Source organism: Streptomyces sp. HUAS TT7, assembly GCF_051550175.1.
Taxonomy (GTDB): domain Bacteria; phylum Actinomycetota; class Actinomycetes; order Streptomycetales; family Streptomycetaceae; genus Streptomyces.
The window spans coordinates 3933940-3959600 of sequence record NZ_CP196175.1 but is presented as its reverse complement, the minus strand read 5'-3'; the positions used below and the strand labels follow the sequence as shown (position 1 = coordinate 3959600).

The window sequence follows — 25661 nt, the reverse complement described above, 5'->3', positions numbered from 1 at the left end:
CGTCCTCCGTGGTGCGGCTCGGTGGGTCCCTGCTGGGGCTCTGCCCCCGGACCCCCGTTCGCGCCTGAAGGGCGCTCGTCCTCAATCTCCCCCAAGGCCTTAAGGGCCAGGGGGGACCCCCATGACAGGCTGGGTATGCCCGCACGGAAACCCTGATAGGGGCGCGGGGAACTGCGCGACCAGTCACGTACGACCTGCGGGCGAAGGCGGGTTCAGGGGCGCGAGGAACGGCGCGAGCAACCACGCACGACCCGCACGTCGAAGGCGGCTTAGGGGCGCGGGGAACTGCGCGACCAGCCTCCCCCAAGCTCTCAACTTCGTTCGAGCAGGGGGGACCCCCATCGGCCCGCGGACGAAACGGACGGCCCTCCGCGAGGAGCCGGGGTGTGGGGGCGGAACCCCTACCGGTGCCGGGGGACCGGACGACACCGGTAAGTGGAGGGGTCCGGTTCAAGAGACTCGCTTGCACTCGCAGGTGCCGAGTGCTAATCATTGGGCTTAGCACTCTCCCAGTGAGAGTGACAGAACTTGGATCGGGTCAGTGAGGCCCGCAACCCGCGTGGGGCAAGGAACCACAAGGGCTGCAGGCCGTCCGTCGCGGGCGCCGGCGCGATCCACGAAGAACGCCACCCCTGTCCGGGAGGACCACTTCACATGGCCAAGATCATCGCGTTCGACGAGGAGGCACGGCGCGGTCTCGAGCGCGGGATGAACCAGCTCGCCGACGCCGTCAAGGTCACCCTCGGCCCCAAGGGCCGCAACGTCGTCCTCGAGAAGAAGTGGGGCGCCCCCACGATCACCAACGATGGTGTTTCCATCGCCAAGGAGATCGAGCTCGAGGACCCGTACGAGAAGATCGGCGCCGAGCTGGTCAAGGAAGTCGCCAAGAAGACGGACGACGTCGCCGGTGACGGTACGACCACCGCGACCGTCCTGGCCCAGGCCCTGGTGCGCGAGGGTCTGCGCAACGTGGCCGCCGGCGCCAACCCGATGGCCCTGAAGCGCGGCATCGAGAAGGCCGTCGAGGCCGTCTCGGCCGCCCTCCTGGAGCAGGCGAAGGATGTCGAGACCAAGGAGCAGATCGCTTCCACGGCCTCCATCTCCGCCGCCGACACCCAGATCGGCGAGCTCATCGCCGAGGCCATGGACAAGGTCGGCAAGGAAGGCGTCATCACCGTCGAGGAGTCGCAGACCTTCGGTCTCGAGCTTGAGCTCACCGAGGGCATGCGCTTCGACAAGGGCTACATCTCGGCGTACTTCGCGACCGACATGGAGCGCATGGAGGCGGCCCTGGATGACCCGTACATCCTGATCGTCAACTCCAAGATCTCCTCCGTGAAGGACCTGCTCCCGCTCCTGGAGAAGGTCATGCAGTCGGGCAAGCCGCTGCTGATCATCGCCGAGGACGTCGAGGGCGAGGCCCTGTCGACCCTGGTCGTCAACAAGATCCGTGGCACCTTCAAGTCCGTCGCCGTCAAGGCCCCGGGCTTCGGTGACCGCCGCAAGGCCATGCTCGGTGACATCGCCATCCTCACGGGCGGCACGGTCATCTCCGAGGAGGTCGGCCTCAAGCTGGAGAACGCCGGTCTCGACCTGCTCGGCCGCGCCCGCAAGGTCGTCATCACCAAGGACGAGACGACGATCGTCGACGGTGCCGGTGACAGCGACCAGGTCCAGGGCCGCGTCAACCAGATCCGCGCCGAGATCGAGAACAGCGACTCGGACTACGACCGCGAGAAGCTCCAGGAGCGCCTCGCCAAGCTCGCCGGCGGCGTGGCCGTCATCAAGGCGGGCGCGGCCACCGAGGTCGAGCTCAAGGAGCGCAAGCACCGCATCGAGGACGCCGTTCGCAACGCGAAGGCGGCCGTCGAGGAGGGCATCGTCGCCGGTGGTGGCGTGGCCCTGCTCCAGGCCTCCGCGGTGTTCGAGAAGCTGGAGCTCGAGGGTGACGAGGCGACCGGCGCCAACGCCGTGAAGCTCGCCCTTGAGGCCCCGCTGAAGCAGATCGCCGTCAACGGTGGTCTTGAGGGTGGCGTCGTCGTGGAGAAGGTGCGCAACCTGGCCGTCGGCCACGGTCTGAACGCCGCCACGGGCGAGTACGTCGACATGATCGCCGAAGGCATCATCGACCCGGCGAAGGTGACGCGCTCTGCCCTGCAGAACGCCGCCTCCATCGCCGCGCTGTTCCTGACCACCGAGGCCGTCATCGCCGACAAGCCGGAGAAGGCCGCCGCGGCCGCTCCGGGCGGCATGCCGGGCGGTGACATGGACTTCTGAGCCCCGGCTCAGTAGCTCCTGGCTGTACGCCGAGGGCGGCACCCCCATCACGGGGGTGCCGCCCTCGGGCGTTTCCCGAACCGGGCCGCGCGAGCGAGCACTTCTGCCGACCCTCACCTCACATTGGCCTGTTTCCGCCGCACTCTGCCAGGGGACTACTGGGAACCGCGATTACGGATAGTTAGAGTTACGTTGCATGTGAGAACAGTTGAGAACAGTGCTGTACGGGGGAGGGTGTTTTGCCACCAAGCGGGGGTGGGGCGGCGTCGCAGTCGCCGTCTTGGCCGTTCAACGTGCTCGATGTGGCGCAGACGGCCGCGGGGGACGTGGTCACCGAGCTGACGTCGTTCACGAAGTTCCAGCAGCGCGTGGATGAGCTGATCCGAAACCTCAAGGGCTCTCCGGCCGGACCGGGCGAGGTGGGCCAAGAGCGGCTGGCCCGCGACCAGTTCGGGGGCGGGGGCGGCGCGTTCGCCGAGGCCTCGGGCCTGTTCACCTCGTACGAGACGGTGATCGCCGAGTTGGAGAGCCTGTCCGGGCTGCTGTCGGACTCCATCGAGGGCATGGGCATCGCGGTACTGGCTTCCCACAAGGGCTACCAGAACATCGACGCCGAGATCCGCAAGCGGATGGCGGCGATCGCCGTGGAGACCAAGAAGCACTACGGGGGCGACTACGACCCCGGGCAGGCCAAGCCGGAGACTCCTCCGGGCAGCGGTACGAACCAGCAGGCCAAGCCGGGCCGGCCGCCGTCGGGCGGCGACGCCGGAGGGACGATCTGATGGGCGGCAAGGGGAACGCCGGCGGCAGCACGCCGTTCGAGGGCATGAGCCACGAAGCCATGCTGGCCTGGGTGGACCAGGCGAACAGCGGCACGGTGCAGGGGGCCGCCGACCGGCTGGCTGCCGCGGCCAAGGAGCTCCGCAAGATCGCGGACGAGCTGAAGGTCCGTCCTCAGTGGGTGGAGTGGAAGGGCGCGGGCGCGGACGCGTTCCGCACCTGGAGCCAGGATCTGGCCAACGCCACGCTGCGGCTGGGCGACTTCAGCGAGGGCTCGTCGACCTGGCTGGGCCACGCCTCCGACGCGATCGCCTCGGCCCAGGCCGCCATCCCCCGCGACAAGGCGGGCGCGCAAGGGAACCTGGACGCGGCACGGGCAGCGCACAACGACCCGGACGCGCAAGCGGTGTCCCGCAAGTCAGCCAATGAACTGGCGGCCCTGGCGGCGGACAAGGAGAAGGTGCGACAGGAGGCCGTCGCACAGATGCGGAAGCTGGGGCAGGCGTACCAGCAGTCTGCGACGCAGATGAATGGTTTGGAGCGGCCTAGGTTTCCTCCGCCGCCGCAGGCGATTACGGCCGAGAATGACCGTTCGCTCGGTCGCAGTGGTGTCGACCTTGGCTCAGGTGGTACGGGGCAAGACACTTCCTCTCCTGCTCACACCGCCCCAGCACGCCCAGTACATGCAGAAACGCCGGCCTCTGCTGCTTCAAATCAGTCACACGAGTCGAATCTCGCCTCACCTGAGCCTCCTGCGCCAGGGAACGCGCCGCTGCCTTCGCGGATGGATGTCGACTCGGTGACCTCATTGCCACCCGCCGTACAGACACCAGGATCTGCCGGGAGCGTGCCGGGACCGACCGGCGGAGGTGAGACATCAGCAGTGCGAGTGCCGCCGGTTTTCGGCGGTGGGCTGAGCGTGCCTTCAGCCCCAGCCAGCCCCGAACGTCCTATGGCTGGAGGGCGATCTCTGGTGGGGCCAGGGGAAAGTCCGTCGGGTCGTAACTCCGTGCGCATGCCGGACGGCGGGTCCGGTATCACGGGTGGTCGGCCTGTCCCGGCTCCGCAGGGACGGCTGGGTGGCGGCATTCCCAGGGGAACTGTCGTAGGGGCTGGGGAAACGGGAGGCAATGCCGCGACGAGCCCTGTTACGGGAGCCGGCCCTGCCGGGCAAGCAGCAGGCCGACCGGGAGCGATGCCCGGCCGCGGTTCACTGACGCCGCGCAGCGGGGTGAGCGGCGGAAGTGCGCAGCAGCTGGGGCGAACCGCCGGCCCTCGTTCCGTGCCGTCCGGTGCAGGTGCGGAACGAGGAGGCATCTCTGGCGGGAGGCCGGTCGTTGGGAATCCCAGCGGCGGAGCCCATGCCGGAGGGCGACCGTCCCGAGACTCTCACAAGGGACGTTCACGGCGTGAGGCAGGCAGTGGAGGTCCCGGCTACCTCGTCGAGGACGATGCGACGTGGCGGCGGGACGATCCACGCGTTGTGCCACCGGTCATCGACTGATGCGTTCAAGAGAGGCGCGAGGGAAGTTCATGCCATCGAGCAGTGTTCGGCGCAGCTGCGGTTCCGCCGCAGCATCGGCGTTGTGCGGCGTGTTGTTGCTAGGTGCCGCGACCGCTCCGGCCAGGGCGGAGTCGACACGCGAGAAGCAGTGGTTCCTCGACGCCATGAAGGCCGACGATATGTGGCGCGCCAGTAAAGGCACAGGTGTCACAGTCGCCGTGATCGACTCAGGCGTCGACCCGAGCAACCCCGATCTCCTCGGACAAGTTCTGCCGGGCAAGGACTTCGCACAGAACCAGCCGGGGGACGAGCACTCCGACTATGAGGGTCATGGCACCGGCATGGCCGGGCTGATCGCCGGAACGGGCGCACGGGATGGCGGACATGGCGCCTTCGGCCTCGCCCCGGGCGCAAAAATCCTTCCGATTCGTATGCCTAAATCAGGTGACGTCAACCAGGCCGAAGGTGACAAGCGGTTCAACGCGATTGCTCCCCAGGCGATTCGCTACGCAGCTGATCAGAACGCGAAGGTCATCAATCTCTCTCTGGGGAGCACTGAAGGCTCACCCCAGCTGACTGAGGCTGTGAAGTACGCCCTGGTCAAAGGCTCGTTGGTCTTCGCCGCAGTCGGAAACAGCGGAGACAGCGGCAACAGGGTCGAGTACCCGGCTGCCACACCAGGTGTGGTGGGCGTGGGGGCGGTAGGCAAGGACCTTCGTAAGACTGCATGGTCCGAGTACGGCCCCCAGGTGGACATGGCCGCACCGGGTGAAGAAATGGTCCACCCCTGTGGAGGCAAGACCGGCCTCTGCAAGACCGACGGCACCAGCGACGCCACCGCCCTAGCCTCCGCCTCCGCCGCCCTGATCTGGTCCAAGCACCCGAGCTGGACCAACAACCAGGTCCTACGGGTCATGCTCAACACAGTCGGCGGCCCCACAGACGGCGCCAAGCGGAACGATTCGATCGGCTACGGAATCGTGCGCCCTCGCGTTGCCCTGGAAAACCCCGGTGACCCCGGCCCCGCCGACGTATACCCCCTGCCCGACCTCACTCCGCCAGCTGCGCCCCCCGCGCCGAAGCCCAGCGGGAGCGCCGCCGGGACCCCCGCCGAGCACAAAATGCCACCGGCGGCAGAGGCCAGCGGAAGCGAGGCATCAACTTACGTACTCCCCCTGGGCCTTGGCGCCCTGATGCTCACAGGCGCGCTCTTCGGCCTCTGGCTCCTTCACTCCCGTCGCCGCCGAGCGGCAGCCGCCCAGGCTCAAATGACCGCGCAGAGCCCGGGGTTGGGATGGCCGGGGAATTAAGGGCAGCGAACGTACGGGGAGCTTCTGAGATGGCATGGGATGAGTGGGAGCAGTTAAAGGCCGACGCAGCGGAGCGGCGTCAGAATCAGATGCGCCTGGACGGTGCGGGCGGTGGCGCAAGCGGCGGCGCGGACGATCTGAGGACGAATGGCTCAGGTAAAGGAGCGGCGGTCAAGACGTTGCGGGAGGGCATACGACCCGGGACGGACAAGGCCGGTCGCCATACCGAAGAGGGCTCGGCGTCGGTTGCCCGGGCATTCTCGGGCTGGGCTTTCGGTTCTGCGCTGGGAGACGCGCAGAACGAATGGGAGCAGCAGGTCGAGAACTTGAAGGGCCGCCTGGCAACTGATCAGGCGGCGCTGGATCAGACCAAGCAGGACTTCAAGGACATCGACCACGGAGTGAAGAGCCAGGTCGCGCAGATACACACCACGCCTGTCCCTCGGCACGAGGTCTAGGAAGACGGGGACGAGCATGCTCACGTATCAGGATGTGGTCACCGCCCGAATAGGCGCGCTGACGGATCTGGCCCAGGGCTGGGACGACATGGCCAACCAGTTCATCAGACCGGAGGGCCTGTACAAGGCCCAGGTGGAAGGCGTGGCGAACGCCATGGCGGACGGTGTCGCGGGAGACCATTGATGAGAACGGCCACCCGAATCCTGCTGGCTGTTCTTATGCTTGCCTTGGTGGCAACAGGATGCAGCACGAGCATTGATATACCGAAGACCTTCTGTGACGTACCAGTACGGAGTGACTCCTTGTCCCCCCTCCTGCCCAGCGAGGGGGAGGTGAGGGCATCGAAGGGTGAATTGCGCGACACCATCTGCGATTTGAGCGTCGGCGGCATTCAAACCCTGAGCATCAGGATCGCAAAGATCGACAAGCAGCTGCCTCCCGAGGACTGGACGAACGCGATGGCAGAGTACACGCGGGGCGCTCGTCGAACGACAACCTTCCCAAGTACTGCTGTTATTGGGGGCAACGGGGCCCTCATTACAGCCAATTGCGGATCACCCAGTGCATATGTGCTGTTTGACGTCTATTTCACAGGGGAGCAGGTCGAGGATTCCGAAGCGGGAGTGAAGAAACTCCAGCGCTTCCTTGAGGACTTTGTGCCCAATGTTACGAAGAAGCTTGGCTGTACGGGGTGATGGTCGGCGATTTCAACGCCGTGGGAAAGGTCATGATTGCGGGCTTGGTCGGTGCGCTTCTCGTCGCGGACGCGGGATCGTCTACGCGTCGGGTGTATACGGCGAGTGGCATGGCGGGCGGGCGCTGAAGTCCGTGTGCGGTGACCCGCCATAGTTCGTCAAACCAACGTGGGATACCTTGCGTTGAACAACTAGATATTCATAGGTTGGCCTGATGCGTCTTTTCGACAAGCTGACCGGCACGAAGCGCCCCAACAGTGGTGTCACACCGTTTTCCGCTGAGAGCGTCCGAGCGGCGCTGCTCGCGCTCAACGGGCCTAATGTGCCCTACCTCGTGCGCGGCGGCACCTCGTCGGAACGCGCCGACCTGGTAGCGGAGTGGCGGATCTGCGAACCCGCTTGGCACACCTTTTCGCCCGGACCCAGATAAGCCGAGTGCTTCAGGTCCGGCTGCGCATCGTCCCGGCCAGCCGTGAAGTTCGCGCTCTCGACCGGCAGTGGGACGTCACATGGGTAGGTGGCACCCCCACACTAGCCGCGTCGACTGAGTACACCCGTGGACAGGTACACACGGTTTCCCGACGCTGGACACTCGGGCAAGGACCCGACGGCGGTTTCGAGGCGACGAAGACATTTCACCTCGACAGCTCCGAGATAAAAAATCCCCTGCAACGCACAGTCCTCCAGGCGGGATGGACATGGCGCGGCATAGTGGTCGGTCGGCTATGACCAACCAGTGAGCCCCAGCTCGGTAGTTCTTGGTTGTACGTCGAGGGCGGGACCCCCATCACAGGGGTGCCGCCCTCGGCGTCTCTCCGAGCCCGTTCCGAGCTTGCTCAGAGCCCGCTCCGCGCTGTTCCGAACCCCGGAGGTACGGAGAGTACGAACGTCGAAGGTGGTGCTGGCTCCATGGTGCGGAGCCCGCGGGACGGGCAGAATCTGTGATCAGAGGGGGCAGGGACCGCCCCAACCGGCAAATAAACGAAGCCCATGACGCAGACGCACGTGACGTACATTCGGGGGATTTTCATGAGCACCACACGACTGCGGATCCGCACCATCGCGGCCGTGAGCCTCACCGCCCTTGCGGTTGGCGCGCTGGGCGCGTGCGGGCCGCTGGACGACAAGACGTTCAAGGACGACGCGACGGTCCAGGACAAGATCACCGCGGTACGCATAGACGGGAACTCGGACGGCTTCCGCATACGCGGCAAGAAGGACCTCGCCAAGACGGCCGTGCACCGCGAGGTCAACTACCGGGGCAAGTCCAAGCCGGACGACACGACGTACCACGTCGAGAACGGCGTTCTGGTACTGGAGGGCTGCTCGGGCCATTGCTCGGTGGACTACACGGTGGACGTGCCCGCCGGCATCCCGGTCACGGGCTCGACCGAAGCGGGCGCGCTGAGCCTGTCGTCGGTCGGCGAAGTGAAGGTGTCCACGACCGACGGCGGGGTGAAGGTGCACGACGCGACAGGCCCGGTCGACATCCGCACCACCAACGGCTCGATAGACGCCAACGACCTGAAGGGCACGGCCACTACGGCCCGGGCGTCCAACGGCTCGATCTCCCTGACTCCGGCCACGGTGCAGAACGTCACGGCGCAGACCACCAACGGCAGCATCACGCTGACCGCCCCGTCCGCCCAGTACGAGGTCTCGGCCGAGACCCAGAGCGGAAACAAGAAGCTGTCCATACCCAACACGGCGTCGGCTCCCCACCACCTGAACCTGACCACGAGCAACGGCGCCATATCCGTGAAGTCCGCTAAGTAGGCGGTTGGATAAGGGACTTGGGATCCTAGATCTGGCCCCCGGGAGAGGCGGCCAGTGGGCGTGAGGTGCACGTCACACATAAACGGTGACAGGGGGTTGTCGCGGACGGCTGCGACTGTCGACGGCATGACGATCACCGATGAGGACTGCCTCCCCGAGACCCTGGCGTTCAACGAGCAATTCGAGGCTGCGGCCGCGAGCCGCCCGGCTCGCGGGCAGGCGCCTAGCGCAGCCGCGCTGGCGCTCCTGCGGCGCAACCGGCTCGGCGGTGACACGCCACCAGTCCGCCTGCCGCACGGTCAAGACCGCGTAGTTGAGGACGGAGTGAAGGTACGGGTCTTCATGCCGGACCAAGTCGGCGGCCAGGTCAACGGTGTGTACCTGCACATCCACGGAGGGGGCTGGGCGTTCGGGTCCGCGGGCGGGCAGGACGAGCGGCTCTGGCGGCTCGCCGAGCAGGCACGGCTGGCCGTGGTGAGTGTGGACTACCGCCTCGCACCGGAACACCCGTTCCCTGCCGGGCCCGACGACTGCGAAGCCGCTGCCCGGTGGCTGGTGAAACACGCTACGGCCGAGTTCGGTACCGAACGGCTGCTGATTGGAGGTGAATCGGCCGGTGCCCACCTCAGCGTCATGACGCTGCTGCGCCTGCGCGACCGGCACGGCATAGCGGGCGCGTTCCGGGCGGCGCATCTGCTCTTCGGCCCCTACGACCTGTCGATGACACCGAGCCAGCGATCATTCGGCCCCAGAAAGCTATTGAGCAATACAGATTCCCTTCGGGGCAGCTATGAGCTGTTCACGCCGGGGATGGGGGAAGAGCAGCGCCGTAGCCCGGAGGTGTCGCCCCTGTTCGCGGATCTGGCGGGGCTGCCACCCGCCCGGATCGTCGTCGGCACCGAGGATCCGCTGATGGACGACTCACTGTTCCTTGCCGCGCGGTGGGAGGCGGCGGGTGCGCCGGTGCAGCTGGGCGTCGTCGCCGGCGCGATGCATGGCTTCACCTTGTTCCCCCTGACCATCACCGAGCGGGAACTGCGCCGTGAGCGGGACTTCCTGGCCTCGGCGTGACGTTGGCGTCGGTGGCATCAACTTCGGGATGCGCCGCCTTTAGAGCGCGTAGTCCTTGAGCTTCTCGGTTTCGAGGGTGATGCCCAGCGGGTCAGGTAGTTGGACGGTTGCGCCGTAGGGGTGGGAGACGATCTGCGTGTACGTGCCGTCGTGCGGGTCGCTGTGGACGACGAGGGTGTTGGCGTCGCGGTCGACAAGGAGGTAGACGGGGATGCCGGCCTGAGCGTAGCCATCGCGCTTTTCGATGCGGTCGCGGCGGTCGGTGCCGGAGTCGTGGGAGGTGACGTCCACGGTCATGAGGACGCTGGCTGGATCTGCCCATTCGCCCAGGCCGGCGAAATGGCCCACCGGTCCGAGTGAGCCGTCCGACTTGGCGCGGCCCTTGCGGTAAGCCCCGACCTTCAGGCCCTGCTCGGGGTGCAGGTCCAGGTCGGGTCGGTGCCGCATGCACTGTCGGAGCAGCCACATGAAGATCGTTACGTGGTCGCCGTCCGGCACGGGCTTGACCTCTAGCTTTCCGTTGATGAACTCAAGAGTCACCGTCTCAGGAGCGTGGCGAGCGAGCTCCTCGAAGTCTTCGACGGACATCTGGGGGTGCTCGGCGGTGCTGGGGGGGCATGGCGTCGCCTCCCCCCTACATCGTGCACCGCCACGCGCGCGGATGGGCTGCATGGTCATGCGGGAGCCCTCTCCGGACGGCGGCTCGCTGCCGCGCGGGCCTCGGCGGCGTGGACGCGGACCTTTTCGGAGGGGAGGGTGGAGACGGCCGGGCGGGGTTCGGGTTCGCCCCGGCAGGGGCCGCATTCGCCGCCCGGCAGGGCCTCCGGGCGGCCCGGGGTGCCGCACTTCGCGCACTCCAGGATGCGCAAGGCCGGGCGTACCGGCGCAGCACGCTCTGGGGGCAGCTTCCCGATGAGGCGGGTGCGGGTGATGGCGGCGGCGCTGTATACCGGGGTCGGGAGACCTGTGGTCAGGGCGCGCAGTACGTCCTGCTCCGTCGCGCCGCGCTCGAACCATGCCACCACCAGTGGCTCCAGGTCCGAGCAGTCCCGTGCGGAGAGGGAGAGGGCGGGGGCGGTACGTCCGAGGGCGACAAGCAGTATGAACGCCCGGCTCCGGCTTGGGTGTTGAGGCTGGCGAGCAGGATCAGGGGAGGGTGGGGGTGGGGGTGGGGGTGGGGGTGAGGGGGACGCGTCGGCGACACACCCTCGGGTGAATTCCGCCCACCACGCGTCGTCCCTCGCCGTGCGCGAGAACCACGTGCGGGTCACCCAGCGTGCACTGTCCGAGCCGAGCAGGTGTTCCCGGCCTCGTCGCAAGTGGCCTGCGCTTACGAGGCGTTGGAGGGCGGTCCGCAAGGCGCACTGGCCGTACGGCAGCACCTTGGCCAGCGTTTTCACGGAGATGTCCGCGCCTTCCGGGAGCCGGTCGACGTACGCGGCGACGGCGGCCTCGCGGGGCGGGAGGTGCGAGAAGTCGTTGTTCGTGCGGGCCAGTTGGCCGGGTACGCACCGCTTTCCGTAGCCCGGGTTGGCCATCGGATGCCGGTCTAGGTGCGTGGCGTGGGGTACCGCACTAAAGTGGCTGTCAGCCATCGGATCGCCTGTTTCGATCGTGGTGGTCACACCGTCGGATCGCTGGAATCGATCTTGGCGGCGGCCCCCGGAGGTGTTTGCGCGCCCCGGGGGCTATTTGTTGCCTTGGACGCTAAAGGGTCGTCACCCTCCGTGGCAAGTCGAACGCAGAAAGTGCGAATTCCTTGTCCGGCTCGCTCAACTGGCCGGGAGGGAGGGCGGGTTGAGGCCCTCCGCCCATTCGATTTCAAGCACGGCTCGGGGCTCGCCGCCTGAGCTTCGAGCCCTATGTGATGCCCAGTGCTGCCCTACCTTGGCCGCATATTGCCGAAGTTCGCGCCGAGCAGCCGAAGGGGCCCGGGGCTTGAGCGCCCGGGCCCCTTACGCATTCAGTGCGACGACCCCATCACGGCAAGGCCGACGATTACCCCGATGACCGTGATCACGATCAGTACGCGGCCCACCGGGTTCGCCGGGTTGTACTCGTACCGGTTGGTGCCGAACCTGCTCTTACGGAAGACGGGTTCGTCGTCCCCCCGGTCCATCACGCCCGTACGTCTTCGATGAACGCGGACCAGGCGGTGGCCGGGAAGACGAGCACGGGGCCGTTCGGGTTCTTCGAATCCCGTACGGGGACGATGTGGGGCACATCGTCGCGGACTTCGAGGCAGTTCCCGCCGCTGCCGTCGCTGTGGGTGGACTTGCGCCAGCGGCCTACCTCCAGGCAGTCGCCGCCTTCCCCGCCGCTGTAGCTGGACTTCTGCCAGCGGGCAACTTCGAGGCAATTCCCCCCGCTGGCGTCGCTGTAGCTAGACTTGTGCCAACTGGCCTTGCTCAGGTCGTACTCAGGGCTGATCCTCATGGGCGTAATCCTCCGCCACCGATTCGATCAGGGCCAGAGATTGTTGTGGTGACAGTGCGGTGGCCCCCACCAGATCGTAGGTCAGTTCGTAGTGGTTGACCCTGGCCGGGTCGTCCAGCAACTGCCCGGTTCCTAGGCCCTCGATGTAGGCGAGCGGAGGCGCGTCAGAGAAGGCCATGAGTTTGAGGGCGCCGCCGTGGGCCATATGTGCGCCCGCGTCGAACGGCAGCACTTGAATGATGATCCGGTGCCGGAAGCCCAGCGACGCCACATGTGCCAGTGCCTCCGCCATCACACCTGCGCCGCCCACCCTTCTCCGGAGTACGGCTTCGTCAAGTACGGCCCACATCAAGGGCTTTGTTGGATCTTCCAGGAGCTGGGCGCGTGCCAGCCGGGCAGCAACTAGGTCGTCGATGAACGGCTCCGGCGCCGTGAGGTGGCCAGCGCGGAACATCGCCCGCGCATAAGCCTCCGTCTGGAGCAACCCCGGGATGAGAAGGGGCGCGTACTCCCGAATCGTCGTCGCCACCGCCTCCGCCTCTGCCGCCTCGGCGAAGTGGTCCGGGTACCTGGACTTCGCGGCGGCGACGCAGTTGCGGGTGAAGAAACCCTCCGTGCCAAGGATTTGGTCGATCTGGCGGGCGTATTCGAGGTGCATGCGGCGGGTGCCCGATTCGAGCTGGCCGATGAAGGAGCCGGAGACGAAGAGGGGCTGGCCGAGTTGGTCCTGGGTGAGGCCGGACTTTTCACGGGCGAAGCGGAGTTCGGCGCTGAGGAAGGCGCGGGGAGACGAGGAAGGGTCGAGGTCCTTGGGGCCTGGCATGGGCAACTCCCTGGACATGCGGGGTTGTTGGGTCGCCGACAGTAGTCAGGCTAACTGGATTCGGCCACGCTGGGTAAGGAAAGAAGGACACTCGGTGTGCAGGAGGGCAAGGCAGATGGTGCTGACGGCTGTGGAGCGGGTACGGGCGGCGGAGGAAGTCGTGGAGCAGCTGCGGGAGGAGCTGGCGCGGGCCGGGGTGGTGCTGCCGTCGCTGCGGATCGACCCGCTGACCTGCTCGGGGCACGTCCTGTTCCCGCTGGTGGACCTGGGGCGCTGCAACCTGGACATGGCGCTGCGGCTGGTGGCCGTGCTGTCCGGGGCGTACGGTCCTGACGGGGCGCGGCTGGGTGGCGGCGCCCCGTCAGGGGTGAGCAACTGACAGCCCCGTCAGGCCGTCACGCACGGTCCGCGGGCGAAGGGGGCCGGGCCGCAGCCCGGGGGAGCCGACGCCAGGTCCTGCTGGGGGCGCGGGGAACTGCGCGACCAGCCACGACGTGCCCGCAGCCGAATACCCAGCCTCCGCGCCCCCAGGGCCAAGCACCCCAGAATCACGCACTCCCAGGGTTACGCATCCCCGGGGTTACGCCCCCCCAGGGGCAAGCACCCCCAGGGTTACGCCCCGCCGGAAGCCCTGCGGCGGCGCAGCCACACCAGACCCGCGCCGGCCGCCACCAGCGCCAGGGCCGCGCCCGCGATCGTGGCGATCTGGGTGCCGGTGTTGGCGAGGCCGCCGCTGGCGTGGTGGTCGCCGCCGGACTGCTGGCCGCCCTGGCCGGTGGGGCCGGGGTTCGGGCTGTGGCCGGCCGGGGGAGTCGAGGTCCCACCGGTGTGGGTCGGGGTGGGGGTGGGAGTGGGGTTGCCGCCCGTGCCGGTGTGGGCGGAGGTGTTGCCGCCGAGGGCGAGCAGCGCCTTGTTCTCGGCGTCGTCCGTCATCGCCTTGACGGAGATGTCGGTCGTACGCGGCAGATTCTTGTGCTCGGCGGTGAACTTGGCCTGGGTGACGTTCTGCTTGGGCGACTTGGAGAAGTCGACGCCGCCCATGACGCAGGTGCCGGGGCGGCCGGCCTTCTCGCAGGGGTAGCTGTAGTCGCCCTGGGTGAAGGACTTCACGTAGTCCTTGTACGTCTGCTCAGGCGTCCAGGACGCGTTGTTGCCGCGCAGCGGCCAGTCGGCGACCTTGTTGCTGTTGATGATCGCGTGGTAGTCCGTCGGCGCCTTGGCGTCCTGCTGGCGGATCCACTCGGCCGCGACCCGCGCGTTGTAGACGGCGCGCAGGTCGGCGTACTTGCCGTCGGTGTTCACCTTCTTCTCGATGTCCGGCACGATCATCGCGTCCATGAGCTCCTGGACGCGCTTGTGCTGGGCCTCGGTGAGGTTGCAACTCCCGTTGGGGCTGGGGGTCTTGAAGTCTTGCGGGACGGAGTTGACCTTGAGCGGGGCGTCGAGGATGTAGAGCCCGCCGTTCTGCTCGCGGACCTCGGCCGGCTTGGGGACGATCCAGTTCCGTACGCCGTGGGTGCAGGGGATGTTCTCCGAGGCGAGCTTGTCCCAGAGCTGTTTGCCGACGCCCGTGCGCGGGTCCATGTCCTTGGCGTAGTCGTGCTTCATCTCCAGGTCGGCCTGGAGCAGGACGCGTCCGGCATCCGTCTTGCCGAACGTCTTGTCCATGATCTTGTCGGGCTGGTCCGGGTTGAGGTTGACCCAGAACTTCTCGGGCGTCAGGGCGAGCCAGGTGAAGAAGGAGTCCGAGATCAGCTCGGCCTTCTGCTGCCCGCCGTAGCCGAGGCCGGAGGACTCGTCGACCTTGTTCGCGGAGAACGAGTAGTTGAGGCCCTGTCCCTTGACCGGCTTGCCGACGTAACGGAGTTCCAGCGTGGAGAAGTCGACGCCGCCGGGGCCGCGCACGCGCATGCCCTCGGGGTCGGCGGCCCGGATGCGGTCCATCTGCCGCTTCATGTCGGCCGGGGTCGGCGGGGACTGCCGGATGACGCCGGAGCCGCGCCCGATGCTCTTGGCGGTGTCCTGCGCGGTGTACTTGCCGGGCTGGAACTCGGGCTCCGGCGTGGAGACGTGCTCGTACGTCGTGACCCGGCCCTGCCCGCCGAGCTTCTTGAGCCCGTCGGTGTACTTGACCGTGTCCTCGGACTGCGGCTGCCCGAAGGCGTACCGGAGCTTGAAGTCCTTGAACTTCGGGTCCTTCAGGAAAGCCCGGTCCTTGGGCGCCTGCGAAGTGTCGTGGTTCCCGCCGGACTTGATCTCGACGGCTTCCTTGGTGACCTTGTTGAACGCGTCGAAGCGCCGCTGGTAGGTCTTGCCGGTCTCCGGGTCGGTGACCGTGACGGTCTCCTCGCAGATCCAGTCGGGGCCGAGGAGGCCGAGGTCCTTGACGACCTTGCCGTGGAAGGCCTCGCCGCGCGGGTTGCGCCCGTACACCTCGATGTAGGCCTCGTTCAGCCAGTTGCCGAAGCCGCCGTACTTGGTGTCGGTGTTGCCGTTGCGCTTCAGGTAGTCCTTGTACGTCGCGTAGACCCGGTCGGGGGTGCCTTCCGGGTAGTCCTTGTACGGCTTGTCGAGCTTGTCGAGGATCTTGTCGCGGGCGGCGGGGTCGTCGGGCAGGGTGAGGCCGTTCATGGCGGCGCGCTGGTTGGGGAACCCGTAGGAGTCCCAGTCGGCCTCGGGCCGCGCCGCGTCGCCGTTGGCCCACGGCAGTTTGCCCGGTTCCGTGGGCTTGCCCTTGAGTTTGAACATCTGCTCGCAGGGCATCGCCTTGACCGCCGCGTCGGCGGTGCCCTGGAGCTGCGGCAGGCCGCTGACGGAGAGGATGCCGACGGTGGCGAGAGCGACCGCGGCGCGCGCCCAGAGGTGGTGCCGGCGCGTGGATATCGAAGACATCGGATGGGACATCGGATGGTTCACGCGAACGTGTCTTTCCCCGGGAGCCCGAAAGAGGTGGGCGTGGAGCGTGCCGCGACGCCAGGGGCCCCCGTGCTCAATGGCGTCGCGCAGCACCACACGCTAGCCCTCCCGAGCCACAGGAGCCCCACAGTTTTCCGGCCCCGCAAACTCCCAACTCCCCATCTCCACAAGCCCCTTACACCACTCCCGTACCCTCGTTGCCCATGAGTGAACAGCAGTGGACGGACCATCCCCGGCTGAGGGCGTGGCTCTCGGACCAGGAGGCGGCGTTCGCGGAGTGGGCGACGTCGCACCCGGGTACCTGGGACTTCTCGACGTCCTCGATCGACACCCTGGAACGGGCGGTACGGGCGGATTTCGCCTCGTCCGAGTGGGAGGACGTACGGGCCGCCCAGCACACCCCGAGGGTGACCGCGCCGGCGTGGTACCTGGGCGAGGTGTGCGTACGGGCGGGCGCGGTGTGGAAGGTGAACCCGGCGGCGCCGATGGACCCGGAAACGTGGGAGGGCCCGTTCGTGGGCGTCCCGGACGACCCGATGGAGGACCCGGACCACGAGGACCTGTACGAGGACGAGGACTACCGCCCGGCAGCGGTCCCGGTGGCGGAACTGCGCGGCATGTTCCTCAAGTCCCCGCCGTGGCGGCTGCGGGGCGTGGTGGAGGAATTCGAGGAGTGGGGGCGGGGCTGACTGGCTTTGTGGCGTGCCCGTCGGACAGATGCCGTCGGGCGCGCCCGTCGTGGGCACTGCGCGGATGCGGGGAATCAGGGGGCCGTGGTGGCGGCGGACCAGACCGAGCTGTTCGTCGAGGTGCAGCCCCTGTTGGTCGAAGGGCCGTGGTTCCAACGGAGCGCGGGGGTGATGCCGGCCAAGGTCTGTTGCAGAACCCTGTCGGCTTCCTCGGCTCCCTGCCGCATGTCCATGGCGCTCCCATCGCGAGTGCGCCGGCTCGCGGCGGCTGTGGGGAGGAGGGGCTGGGCAACCCTGCCGGAACTGCGGGGATTGTCAGGCCGCAGGGTGTGCGATGAAGGTGACTTCCTCGCGGTCTGCGTCCAGGGCGATGTTCAGCGAGGCGTTCATGGCCAGGGCCAGGCGGCGCAGGAGCGGGAGGGTCGGTACGGAGCCCGCGCCTTCGATGCGGGAGACCTTGGCCTGGGTGAGTCCGGAGCGCTCGGCCACCTCGGCCTGGGAAAGACCGAGTTCGGTGCGGCGGTCGTAGACGGCCTTCGCGAAGGCCATGGCCAGTCGGATCTCGGCGCGCTCGGCGGCGACCTCGGGGGGTTCGACGTACCCCTCGGCGAGTGCCTTCTCGCGGGCCAGTTTCCAGCGGGCGTGGTTCATGACGCGTCCCCTTCCTCGCCGCGGCTGTACGTCTCATGAGCCGGGCCGTGCTCGCTCTCGCACACTTTACGAGCCGCGACCGCGCGGGCCACTTGGGCGGCCTCCCGCATCTGCGTCTTGTGGAAGACGGTGAGCAGCACGATCCGTCGTCCGGGCCCGAACCAGTACGTGATCCGGGTGTCGTGCGCACCCAGTGTGGGGCGAAGTTCGAACACACCGTCCCTCAGGGGCCGGGCGAATGGCATCGGGGTCCGCGTGCCCAAGCAGGCGAGCAAGCCGGCGTACTCCTCCACCTTGCGGTAGCGCTTCGCCGGCAGGAGTTCCAGTCAGGAGCGCACTTCCGGCTCGACCTCGATCACGAGCAGGTCAGTCATACGGGCCAAGCTATTATGTCGTTGACGACATAATAGCTGGTGCTGTAGAGGTTCGCTCCTTCGAGTGGAGCGGCGGTGCCGGCCTCGGTGAGGTCAGGCCGCAGGGTTGGCGATGAAGGCGATTCGCTCGTTCTCCGCGTCCATCGCGATGTTCAGCGACGCGTTCAGGCCGACCGCCAGGCGGCGCAGGAGGGGGAGGGTCGGGAACGAGGCCGCGCTTTCGATGCGGGCTATCTTCGCCTGGGAGAGGCCCGTGCGTTCGGCCACCTCCGCCTGTGACAGGCCCAGCTCCGTGCGGCGGTCCAGGACTGCCTTCGCGAACGACACGGACAGGCGGAACCTGGCCACCTTCGCGGCGCCCTTGGGGGAAGGGGCGTGCCCCTCGGTGAGTGAAGTCTCCCCGGCCGGATTCCCTCGGGCGTGGTCCATGGCGCGTCCCCCTCTTTGCCTGCGCTGCACGTCAGTTGGGCTGGGCCCACCTTACGAGTGGGCGGGTTCCCTTGCCTTCGGGGTGGCCGGGTCCGCCGGTGCCGGTGTCGCGTTCAGGTCCGTCAGGGACTGGCGCGTGAAGCCGAAGTAGTACGTGGCCAGGAAGCCCACCGCATAGCCCGTCAGCAGGCCGCCCGCGTAGACCGCGACCGTCGCGCCCAGGCCGTGGTTGCCCTGGAGCAGGGGGAACAGGGCCCAGCCCGACGGGCCGATCGCCGTCGAGCCCACCTTGTCGCCCAGCATCGAGAACAGGCCCACGAACGCCCCGCCCGCCGCCCCGCCCACGCACGCCGTGACGAACGGGCGGCCCAGGGGGAGCGAAACTCCGTAGATCAGTGGTTCGCCCACGCCCAGGAAGCCCGCCGGGAGGGCTGATCTGATCGTGCTGCGGAGGGACTTGTTCTTCTTCGCGCGGAGGTACACCGCCACCGCGCAGCCCACCTGGCCCGCGCCCGCCATCGCCAGGATCGGCAGCAGCACCGTGTAACCCTGCTGCTCGATCAGTGTCGTGTGGATCGGGATCAGGGCCTGGTGCAGGCCCAGCATCACCAGCGGGAGGAACAGGCCGCCCAGGACCAGGCCCGCGAACGCGCCCGTGTTGTCCAGGAGCCAGTTTGCACCGTGGCCGATGCCCGTCGAGACCTCCCCCGCCAGGAACATCAGGCCGTACAGGGTCACCAGGCCCGCGATCAGTACCGTCAGGGTGGGGGTGATCAGGACGTCCAAAGCCTCCGGGACCCAGCGTCTGCACCACCTCTCCACGTACACCGCGAGGAGCGCCGCTCCCAGGGCGCCCAGCACGCCGCCCTGGCCCGGTGCCAGCGTCTGGCCGAAGACCGTGATCTTCGCGACCCCCGCGAACACGATGATCGACGCCACCGCCCCGCCCAGGATCGGCGTACCCCCGAACTCCTTCGCCGTGTTGAAGCCCACGAACACCGCGATCAGCGCCATGAAGCCCGACGCGATGGCGGCGAGCGCGGGCGTCACGCCCGTCAGCCAGCCCAGGTTCACAAGCAGGCCGCCCAGGCCCGCGATGATGCCGCAGCCGATCAGCGCCGGGATCAGCGGGACGAAGATGTTCGCGATCCGGCGGAGGAAGAGTTTGAACGGGGTGGCGTTCTTCGCCTTCCGGGCTGCCTTCAATTCGGCGCCGCGATCTGCCAACTCGTCGGCGGTGAGCGGGAGTTGGGCGCCTGCTTCCGTCATCAGCGCTTCGAACTCCGGGGCCACCCTCGCCACCGTTCCCGGGCCGAGCACGATCTGGTACGTGTCGTCCTCGACCACGCCCAGCACCGCCGGCAGCGCCTTCAGCGCCTCGTCCTGGACCAGCGCGCGGTCCTTCAGGCCGAGCCTCAGGCGGGTCATGCAGTGGGCGATCGAGTCGATGTTCCGGGCACCGCCGACGAGCGGGAGGATCGCGGCGGCTGTGGCGCGGTTCTTGTTCTCTGGTGCCATGGTGCTGGTGCCTTGCTGTGCGGTGCCGAGAAGGCCGAGAGGAGGGTCAGGGGGCTGCGTGCAGGGCCGCGCGGAGGTGGCCCCGGCTCTCGTCGAGGAGGCGGGCCGCCGTGCCGCCCTCCACGCCGCCGAGGATGACCAGGATCGCGTTCTTCACCTCGCCGTCCGTCGCGGCGAGCGCGGCCTCGATCTCGGCGTCGTCCGCGCCGGTCGCCAGCGCCACGATGCGGCGCGAGCGGGCGCGCAGCTTCTCGTTGGAGGCCCGTACGTCGACCATCAGGTTCCCGTAGGTCTTGCCGAGCCGGATCATGGTGATCGTCGAGATCATGTTGAGGACCAGCTTCTGCGCCGTGCCCGACTTCAGGCGGGTCGAGCCGGTCAGCAGCTCCGGGCCCACCACGACCTCGATGCCGTGCTCGGCCGCCGCCGCGAGCGCGCTGCCCGCGTTGCAGGACAGGCCGATCGTGAGGGCGCCCACGCGCCGGGCGTGCTCGACCGCGCCGATCGCGTACGGGGTGCGGCCCGAGGCCGAGATTCCTACGACGGTGTCGAGGTGGGTCAGGTGAAGGGCGTCCAGGTCCTCGGCCGCCAACTGCTTCGAATCCTCGGCGCCTTCGACCGCCTTGACCATCGCGGACGGGCCGCCCGCGATCAGCCCGACGACCTCGGACGGGTCGGTGTTGAACGTCGGTGGGCACTCGCTCGCGTCGAGGACGCCGAGCCGCCCGGCCGTGCCGGCGCCCGCGTAGACCAGCCGTCCGCCCTGCGACATCCGCGCGGCCGTGGCGTCGATCGCCGCCGCGATGTCGGGCAGTTGCTCGGCCACGGCCGCGGGGACCGTGGCGTCCTCGCTGTTCATGATCCGGGCGATCTCGGTGGTCGGCAGCCGGTCGATCTCCGCTAGATCGGGCCGGAACGCCTCGGTGGTGAGGGTGGCGAGCTCGGCGCGGAGTTCGGCGTAGTCCTGGGTGGTCATGGTGACGGCGGCTCTTTCTCTGCGTACGGCGGCTAGCGGGTGCGGGGGTTGTGGCGGTGGGCGAGTGCCTCGTACGAGGCGGACAGGGCCGGGGCCGCCGTCTCGTACGTGCGCTGGGCGATGCCGATGAACAGGCAGTCCACGACGAGGAGTTGACTCGTGCGGGACGACATGGCGGCCGGGCGCAGTTCGCTCTCGCGGGCCGTGGAGGTGGTCAGCACGTGGTCCGCGTACTGAGAGATCGGGCCGTCCGGGCGGCCGGTGATCGCGATCGTGGTGGCGCCGTGGTCGAAGGCGACCCGCAGCGGCTCGATGACGTCGCCGGTGGAGCCGGAGTGGGTGATCGCGACCGCCGCGTCGCCGGAGCGCAGCTGCACGGCGTTGGTGACGGCGAGGTGCGGGTCGGTGTGGGCGTGCGCGATGAGGCCGATGCGCAGGAGCTTCTGCGCCAGGTCCTGGCCGACGAGCGAGGAGGCGCCGACGCCGTAGATGTCGATCCGCCGGGCACCCGCCAACGCGCTTACGGCGGCGCCGAGCTGGACGGTGTCGAGGGCGGCCGCGGTGTCGGCGAGGGTCTGCTGCTCGTCGTAAGCCAGCTTCGCGACGACGTCCGCGATCGGGTCGTCGACGGCTATGTCGGCGGTGACGGCCGGGGCCCGCCCCGACTGCTGCTGGGCGGCGAGCCCGGCGAGCGCGAGGCGCAGGTCGCGGTAGCCGGGGTAGCCGAGCAGGCGGGCGGTGCGCACCACGGTGGCCTCGCTGGTGCCGGTGAGCTCGGCGAGGCCGGTGACCGTGAGGGCCGCGCAGCCGGCCGGGTCCCCGGCGACCGCTTCGGCGACCCGCTGCATGGAGCGGGTCATGGACGGCGCGAGCGTGCGCACCTTGGCCGCGAGGGCCGCCGGCGCGGGCGGGGCGCCGCCGCTGAAACTTTCCTTCACGTCATTGGTCACTCTTGAAAGATATTTTCGGCTTCTTCTCCGGTCAACCCCCTTTGGTCCCGTCGCCGCCCGGCCCTTGGTCCCTCGGCTCGGGCTCCGGGTGTGGCCGGGGTGACAATGGAGGGCATGGACGACGTACAACCTCTGGAGCAAGCCCTGCACGCCGCCCGCGCCCTGGTCCTGGCGGATCTGGCGGCGCGCGACGTGGCGCACGCGGACGTCGTCTCGCTGGTCGAGGACGCGGTCACCCACCGGCGCTGGTGGGTCGAGCAGTGGCCCGAGGGCACGGAGTACGTCGCGGGGCTCGTCGCCCAGGACGTACAGGACGCGCTCCTTGAGAGGTATGGGCGCTGGCCGCTGTGCCCGGTGTGCGACGCGGGCGATCCGCACGCGCTGGACGTGGAACCGGAGCTCGGGCCCGACCCGCACTGGGTGTGCGGCAAGGCGGGCGTCGTGGTGGCCCCGGTCGGCGGTCTCGGCGGATGACGCTGTACATCGACCCGCCGACCTGGCCGGGCCATGGCCGCATGTGGTCCCACCTGGTCAGCGACGTCTCGTACGAGGAACTTCACGCGTTCGCGGTGTCCATCGGCTGCCCGCCGCGAGCCTTCGAACGTGATCACTACGACGTGCCCTCGCACCGGTACGACGACGCGGTGCGGGCGGGCGCGGTGGAGATCGGCTCGAAGGAGCTCGTACGCCGTCTCACGGAGGCGGGGCTGCGGCGGCCGAAGGGGCGCCCGGCCTGAGGCCGGGCCGGGGGGCGTGGGGTGCGCGGAGGAACACTCTCTGGCGGGATCTTGTCGCCGGTTCGGCTGCGGCCCGTAGCCAGACGACTGCGGATCGGCTAACTTCCTTGCCAGTAGTCGTGGTTCCGAAGTCTCAGCGCCCGCGGTTTACGCCGTGGGCGTTTGCTGTGCAGCAATGTCCGAGGACCAGGGCGATCACCTCACCCAGGGGTACTGACAAGCCAGTACCCCGCGATCCTCGACAGGGGAAAAACATGGCAACCGGCACCGTGAAGTGGTTCAACGCGGAAAAGGGCTTCGGCTTCATCGCGCAGGACGGCGGCGGCCCGGACGTTTTCGTCCACTACTCCGCGATCAACTCCACCGGCTTCCGTGAGCTGCAGGAGAACCAGCAGGTCAACTTCGACGTCACCCAGGGCCCGAAGGGCCCGCAGGCGGAGAACGTCACCCCCGCCTGAGCAGTGACCTCGTGACCCCGGCTCCGGCCGGGGTAACACCGAAGCGCCCCGCACCCGGGGAATGGGTGCGGGGCGCTTCTGCGAGTACGGGTCAGACCTCTGCGTGGGCTGCCGCGAGGGTCCGGTCCGTCGAGCGGGCCACCACGCGGGACCGGGACTTGTGCAGACGCAGGGAGGCGGCGACCAGGGCGAGGGCGAGAACCGTCATCGCGGCACCCGCCCAGGCGGTGGCGGCGAAGCCCAGGTTCGCGCTGATCACGATGCCGCCGAGCCAGGGGCCCGCGGTGTTGCCCAGGTTGAACGAGGACGTCGTGGTCGCGCCGGCCAGCGTCGGGGCGGCACCGCCCACGTTGAACATGCGGGCGTTGAGCGCGGGCGCCGTGTAGAACGCCGAGAGGCCGAGCAGGAACGACAGAGTGATCGCGACGGCGGGCGTGGAGGCGAACAGCGCGAGCGCGACCAGGAACACCGTCGAGGCGGTGATGCCGCTGAGCAGCACGCCGAAGAGGTGCGCGTCGGCGACCCGGCCGCCGATCGTCGTACCGATCAGCGCGCCCAGACCGAACAGGCCGAGCACGGCCGGGACCCAGCCCGCGTCCACGTGCGCGACGTCGGTGAGGAGCGGCTTGAGGTAGCTGAACGCGCAGAACACGCCACCCGCGGCGAGCGCGGTGATCGCGACCGAGAGCAGCACCTGCGGGTCGCGGTAGATCCGCAGCTCGCGGCCGAGCCGGGGCTTCTCGGTGGGGAGCGGGATGCGCGGGATGCGGGTCACGATGCCGACCAGCGCGATCGCGGAGGCGGCGCCGACCGCCCAGAACGCCGCCCGCCAGCCCAGGCCGTCACCGAGCAGCGCGCCCAGCGGCACACCCAGCACGTTCGCGATCGACAGGCCGCCGATCATGACGGCCATCGCACGGGCCCGCGCGTTCACCGGGACCATCGCGATGGCGACCGCCGCGCCGACCGCCCAGAACCCGGCGCAGGCCAGTGCGGACACGATGCGCGAGGCGAAGAGCAGCGCGTAGTTCGGGGCCAGCGCGCCCGCGACCTGGCCCAGGCCGAAGACGGTGATCAGCGCGATCAGGGTGGTGCGGCGCGGCAGCCGCAGGGTGGCCACGGCGAGCAGCGGGGCGCCCACCACCATGCCGATGGCGAACGCCGAGATCAGCAGCCCTGCCTGAGGAATCGACACGCTCATGTCGTCCGCGATGGCCGGGAGCAGCCCCGTGAGCATGAACTCGCTCGTGCCGAGCGCGAAGACGGACAGGCCCAGGATGTAGACGGCGAGCGGCATGCGTTTCGCCGCGGAGGCGGAGCCGGAGGAGTTCGCCGGAGCGGAGCCGGAGAGGCTTTCTGCGGGGGGAGTGGGGGCGGGCACGGGCGTGGGTATGGGCTCGGCGGGCATATCGGGTGCCAACGTGTGTGGCCGGTTCCGTATTCCCCGGGCTATTCCCCACGTATTTCCCCGGGCTGTTCCTCGCTCGCGGAATTCCCCGCCGGTGCCGGTGCCGGTGTCGGTGTCGGGCCCGGTCAGCTCGGCCGGGCCTGCCGGTCCAGGCTCCGGTCAGTCCCGGTTCTGCCCGGAGAGTTTCTGCCCGGAGAGGTTCCGCTCGAAGAGGTGCTGGGCCTCGCGGCCGCCTATCGGGCGCGGGGTGTCGCCGATGCGGCAAAAGCCCGCCCGTTCCAGGACGCGCTGCGAGGCGGTGTTGTCCTCGTCGGTCGTGGCGTACACCGTCTCGACGTCGGGCTGCGCCAGTGCCCAGGCGGTCAGCGCCCTGACGGACTCGGTCGCGTACCCCTGGCCCCGTACGGACTCCGCGAGGTCGTAGCCGATCTCGACGCGGCCGTCCTCCGGCGGGCCGTGGAAGCCGATGCCGCCGATGGCGCGGTCGTCCTCGGTCCGGACCATGACGTACGCGCCCCAGCCGGCGCGGTGCCGGCCGGTCTCCATGCCCGCCAGCATCTTCCCGGCGGCGAAGCGGCTGCCCTCGTGGGGGCCGCCGGGCGCCCACTCCCAGCCGCCGTCGCCGCCGTCCTGGAGCTCTGCGGCCGATGCCCGGGTCAGCTCGTGAAGGGCGATGCGGTCGGCCTGGACTGTCACGGGGAGCACGCGGGTTACCTGCTTTCCGGGGGGGAGTTGTGCGGTGAGCTGTGGGCTTTGGCTGATTATGCGGCCGGTCATGCGGTGAGCAGGGTCAGTTCCGCCTCGATGTTCTCCCGGGCCGGAGCCTCCCATGCGCGTTCTCCGTACGGGGTGCGGAACAGCCTCGGCAGGGCGAGCAGTTGGGTCAGCACCTCGGCGCGGCCGGCCCGGAAGGCCTCGTCCGGTACGAAGGCGTACTCCTCGCGTACGGCGGCGGCGTACGCGGCGTAGGCCTCCGGGGCGGCGGCGAGGATCGCGAGATCGGCGTCGCACAGGACCGCGCCGTTGGCGTCGCCGTCCTCGGGGGCGTGGGTGACGGTCAGACGCACGAGGCGGGCCACTTCCGCGGTGTCCTCCTGGCTCAACCCGGCCTCGGGTAGGGCGCGTTCGGCAAGGCGGGCCGAGCGTTCCTCGTTCTCGGAGCGGTCCGGAAGGTACACGGCGTCGTGGAACCACGCGGCCAGGCGCACCAGTTCGGGGCTGTCCGCGTGCTGCTCCAGTACGTCGATGTGGTCCAGGACCGCCTGGAGGTGGGCGGTGTTGTGGTAGCGGCGGTGGGGTTCCGCCCAGCGGGCCAGGAGGTCATCGGCGTACGGATCCGGCTGCGCGGCGGGGGCGGCTGCGAGCAGGGCACTGTGCAAGCGGGCGCGGAGAGCGTCGGTTTCGGGCATGCGGCCGAGGGTATC

30 protein-coding genes are annotated in these 25661 nt (G+C 68.8%); 14 read left to right on the top strand and 16 right to left on the bottom strand.

Features of this window, described 5'->3' with window-relative positions; translation table 11 throughout:
* Positions 1–654 precede the first annotated feature (654 nt).
* Both groL and ACSHXC_RS17810 read left to right on the top strand, forming a co-directional pair.
* Entirely contained in the window at positions 655–2277 is a 1623-nt protein-coding gene (gene groL, locus ACSHXC_RS17815) for a chaperonin GroEL (protein ID WP_344372460.1), read from the top strand.
* 302 nt (positions 2278–2579) lie between these two features.
* Positions 2580–3059: a hypothetical protein gene (locus ACSHXC_RS17810; RefSeq protein WP_438292530.1), complete on the top strand. Its 480-nt coding sequence runs from the start codon at positions 2580–2582 to the stop codon at positions 3057–3059.
* A 172-nt stretch (positions 3060–3231) separates the two neighbouring features.
* Here ACSHXC_RS17810 and ACSHXC_RS17805 read toward each other — a convergent pair whose 3' ends face one another.
* Positions 3232–3399 carry a hypothetical protein gene (locus ACSHXC_RS17805; RefSeq protein ID WP_438292529.1) on the bottom strand — a complete coding sequence of 56 codons (168 nt, stop codon included), beginning with the start codon at positions 3397–3399 and terminating at the stop codon, positions 3232–3234.
* 1191 nt (positions 3400–4590) lie between these two features.
* On the opposite strand from ACSHXC_RS17805, the gene mycP reads away from it, so the two are divergent.
* From mycP to ACSHXC_RS17770, 7 genes are all read left to right on the top strand, one after another.
* Positions 4591–5871, top strand: coding sequence for a type VII secretion-associated serine protease mycosin (gene mycP, locus ACSHXC_RS17800; protein ID WP_438292528.1), 1281 nt, complete (start codon positions 4591–4593; stop codon positions 5869–5871).
* A gap of 29 nt (positions 5872–5900) precedes the next feature.
* Entirely contained in the window at positions 5901–6329 is a 429-nt protein-coding gene (locus ACSHXC_RS17795; RefSeq protein WP_438292527.1) for a hypothetical protein, read from the top strand.
* 16 nt (positions 6330–6345) lie between these two features.
* A complete protein-coding gene (locus tag ACSHXC_RS17790; protein ID WP_438292526.1) occupies positions 6346–6513 on the top strand; it encodes a hypothetical protein in 168 nt (55 codons plus the stop codon).
* Positions 6513–7025 (top strand): hypothetical protein, encoded by a 513-nt coding sequence (locus ACSHXC_RS17785; RefSeq protein ID WP_438292525.1) that lies wholly within the window; start codon positions 6513–6515, stop codon positions 7023–7025. Before ACSHXC_RS17790 ends, ACSHXC_RS17785 begins: the two co-directional genes overlap by 1 nt.
* A 214-nt stretch (positions 7026–7239) precedes the next feature.
* Positions 7240–7455: a hypothetical protein gene (locus tag ACSHXC_RS17780; protein WP_438292524.1), complete on the top strand. Its 216-nt coding sequence runs from the start codon at positions 7240–7242 to the stop codon at positions 7453–7455.
* 599 nt (positions 7456–8054) lie between these two features.
* Positions 8055–8801 (top strand): DUF4097 family beta strand repeat-containing protein, encoded by a 747-nt coding sequence (locus tag ACSHXC_RS17775; protein WP_438292523.1) that lies wholly within the window; start codon positions 8055–8057, stop codon positions 8799–8801.
* 126 nt (positions 8802–8927) lie between these two features.
* Positions 8928–9872 (top strand): alpha/beta hydrolase, encoded by a 945-nt coding sequence (locus ACSHXC_RS17770; RefSeq protein ID WP_438292522.1) that lies wholly within the window; start codon positions 8928–8930, stop codon positions 9870–9872.
* A gap of 39 nt (positions 9873–9911) precedes the next feature.
* Here ACSHXC_RS17770 and ACSHXC_RS17765 read toward each other — a convergent pair whose 3' ends face one another.
* The 5 genes from ACSHXC_RS17765 to ACSHXC_RS17745 form a co-directional block, all read right to left on the bottom strand.
* Complete coding sequence (locus ACSHXC_RS17765) at positions 9912–10460, bottom strand: Uma2 family endonuclease (RefSeq protein ID WP_438292521.1); 549 nt, start codon at positions 10458–10460, stop codon at positions 9912–9914.
* Between the two features lie 86 nt (positions 10461–10546).
* On the bottom strand, positions 10547–11410 hold the full coding sequence (locus ACSHXC_RS17760) for a hypothetical protein (RefSeq protein ID WP_438292520.1): 864 nt from the start codon (positions 11408–11410) through the stop codon (positions 10547–10549).
* Positions 11411–11835: 425 nt separating this feature from the next.
* Positions 11836–11994 carry a hypothetical protein gene (locus tag ACSHXC_RS17755; protein WP_438292519.1) on the bottom strand — a complete coding sequence of 53 codons (159 nt, stop codon included), beginning with the start codon at positions 11992–11994 and terminating at the stop codon, positions 11836–11838.
* Positions 11991–12308 carry a DUF397 domain-containing protein gene (locus ACSHXC_RS17750; protein WP_438292518.1) on the bottom strand — a complete coding sequence of 106 codons (318 nt, stop codon included), beginning with the start codon at positions 12306–12308 and terminating at the stop codon, positions 11991–11993. Before ACSHXC_RS17750 ends, ACSHXC_RS17755 begins: the two co-directional genes overlap by 4 nt.
* Positions 12292–13131 (bottom strand): helix-turn-helix domain-containing protein, encoded by an 840-nt coding sequence (locus ACSHXC_RS17745; RefSeq protein ID WP_438292517.1) that lies wholly within the window; start codon positions 13129–13131, stop codon positions 12292–12294. The genes ACSHXC_RS17750 and ACSHXC_RS17745 overlap by 17 nt, the downstream gene beginning before the upstream one ends.
* 115 nt (positions 13132–13246) lie before the next feature.
* On the opposite strand from ACSHXC_RS17745, the gene ACSHXC_RS17740 reads away from it, so the two are divergent.
* Positions 13247–13510, top strand: a complete 264-nt coding sequence (locus ACSHXC_RS17740; RefSeq protein WP_438292516.1) for a hypothetical protein — start codon at positions 13247–13249, stop codon at positions 13508–13510.
* 233 nt (positions 13511–13743) lie between these two features.
* Here ACSHXC_RS17740 and ACSHXC_RS17735 read toward each other — a convergent pair whose 3' ends face one another.
* Positions 13744–16023 carry an LPXTG cell wall anchor domain-containing protein gene (locus ACSHXC_RS17735; RefSeq protein ID WP_438292515.1) on the bottom strand — a complete coding sequence of 760 codons (2280 nt, stop codon included), beginning with the start codon at positions 16021–16023 and terminating at the stop codon, positions 13744–13746.
* Between the two features lie 227 nt (positions 16024–16250).
* On the opposite strand from ACSHXC_RS17735, the gene ACSHXC_RS17730 reads away from it, so the two are divergent.
* Positions 16251–16736 carry a hypothetical protein gene (locus ACSHXC_RS17730; protein ID WP_438292514.1) on the top strand — a complete coding sequence of 162 codons (486 nt, stop codon included), beginning with the start codon at positions 16251–16253 and terminating at the stop codon, positions 16734–16736.
* A gap of 315 nt (positions 16737–17051) precedes the next feature.
* On the opposite strand, the gene ACSHXC_RS17725 is transcribed toward ACSHXC_RS17730, so the two are convergent.
* The 6 genes from ACSHXC_RS17725 to ACSHXC_RS17700 all read right to left on the bottom strand — a co-directional run bounded on the left by ACSHXC_RS17725 (position 17052) and on the right by ACSHXC_RS17700 (position 21634).
* Entirely contained in the window at positions 17052–17387 is a 336-nt protein-coding gene (locus ACSHXC_RS17725; protein WP_438292513.1) for a helix-turn-helix domain-containing protein, read from the bottom strand.
* The gene (locus tag ACSHXC_RS17720; protein ID WP_438296650.1) at positions 17384–17704 is read right to left on the bottom strand and encodes a type II toxin-antitoxin system RelE/ParE family toxin; all 321 of its coding nucleotides are present in this window, start codon (positions 17702–17704) and stop codon (positions 17384–17386) included. The genes ACSHXC_RS17725 and ACSHXC_RS17720 overlap by 4 nt, the downstream gene beginning before the upstream one ends.
* A gap of 150 nt (positions 17705–17854) precedes the next feature.
* Positions 17855–18190 (bottom strand): helix-turn-helix domain-containing protein, encoded by a 336-nt coding sequence (locus ACSHXC_RS17715; RefSeq protein ID WP_438292512.1) that lies wholly within the window; start codon positions 18188–18190, stop codon positions 17855–17857.
* A 51-nt stretch (positions 18191–18241) separates the two neighbouring features.
* The gene (locus ACSHXC_RS17710; protein WP_438292511.1) at positions 18242–19708 is read right to left on the bottom strand and encodes a PTS transporter subunit EIIC; all 1467 of its coding nucleotides are present in this window, start codon (positions 19706–19708) and stop codon (positions 18242–18244) included.
* A gap of 46 nt (positions 19709–19754) precedes the next feature.
* Positions 19755–20684, bottom strand: coding sequence for an N-acetylmuramic acid 6-phosphate etherase (gene murQ / locus ACSHXC_RS17705; RefSeq protein WP_438292510.1), 930 nt, complete (start codon positions 20682–20684; stop codon positions 19755–19757).
* Between the two features lie 32 nt (positions 20685–20716).
* Entirely contained in the window at positions 20717–21634 is a 918-nt protein-coding gene (locus ACSHXC_RS17700; protein WP_438292509.1) for a MurR/RpiR family transcriptional regulator, read from the bottom strand.
* Positions 21635–21748: 114 nt separating this feature from the next.
* Here ACSHXC_RS17700 and ACSHXC_RS17695 point away from each other — a divergent pair, with 114 nt between their 5' ends.
* From ACSHXC_RS17695 to ACSHXC_RS17685, 3 genes are all read left to right on the top strand, one after another.
* On the top strand, positions 21749–22108 hold the full coding sequence (locus ACSHXC_RS17695) for a hypothetical protein (RefSeq protein ID WP_053724152.1): 360 nt from the start codon (positions 21749–21751) through the stop codon (positions 22106–22108).
* Positions 22105–22371 (top strand): DUF4031 domain-containing protein, encoded by a 267-nt coding sequence (locus tag ACSHXC_RS17690; protein WP_438292508.1) that lies wholly within the window; start codon positions 22105–22107, stop codon positions 22369–22371. Before ACSHXC_RS17695 ends, ACSHXC_RS17690 begins: the two co-directional genes overlap by 4 nt.
* 254 nt (positions 22372–22625) lie before the next feature.
* Complete coding sequence (locus tag ACSHXC_RS17685) at positions 22626–22829, top strand: cold-shock protein (RefSeq protein WP_053724154.1); 204 nt, start codon at positions 22626–22628, stop codon at positions 22827–22829.
* A gap of 91 nt (positions 22830–22920) precedes the next feature.
* Here the strand turns inward: ACSHXC_RS17685 and ACSHXC_RS17680 are convergent, their stop codons facing one another.
* The 3 genes from ACSHXC_RS17680 to ACSHXC_RS17670 all read right to left on the bottom strand — a co-directional run bounded on the left by ACSHXC_RS17680 (position 22921) and on the right by ACSHXC_RS17670 (position 25646).
* Complete coding sequence (locus ACSHXC_RS17680) at positions 22921–24126, bottom strand: Cmx/CmrA family chloramphenicol efflux MFS transporter (protein ID WP_438296648.1); 1206 nt, start codon at positions 24124–24126, stop codon at positions 22921–22923.
* 270 nt (positions 24127–24396) lie between these two features.
* Positions 24397–24942, bottom strand: a complete 546-nt coding sequence (locus tag ACSHXC_RS17675) for a GNAT family N-acetyltransferase (protein ID WP_438292507.1) — start codon at positions 24940–24942, stop codon at positions 24397–24399.
* 68 nt (positions 24943–25010) lie between these two features.
* Complete coding sequence (locus tag ACSHXC_RS17670; protein ID WP_438292506.1) at positions 25011–25646, bottom strand: HD domain-containing protein; 636 nt, start codon at positions 25644–25646, stop codon at positions 25011–25013.
* Positions 25647–25661: the final 15 nt, after the last annotated feature.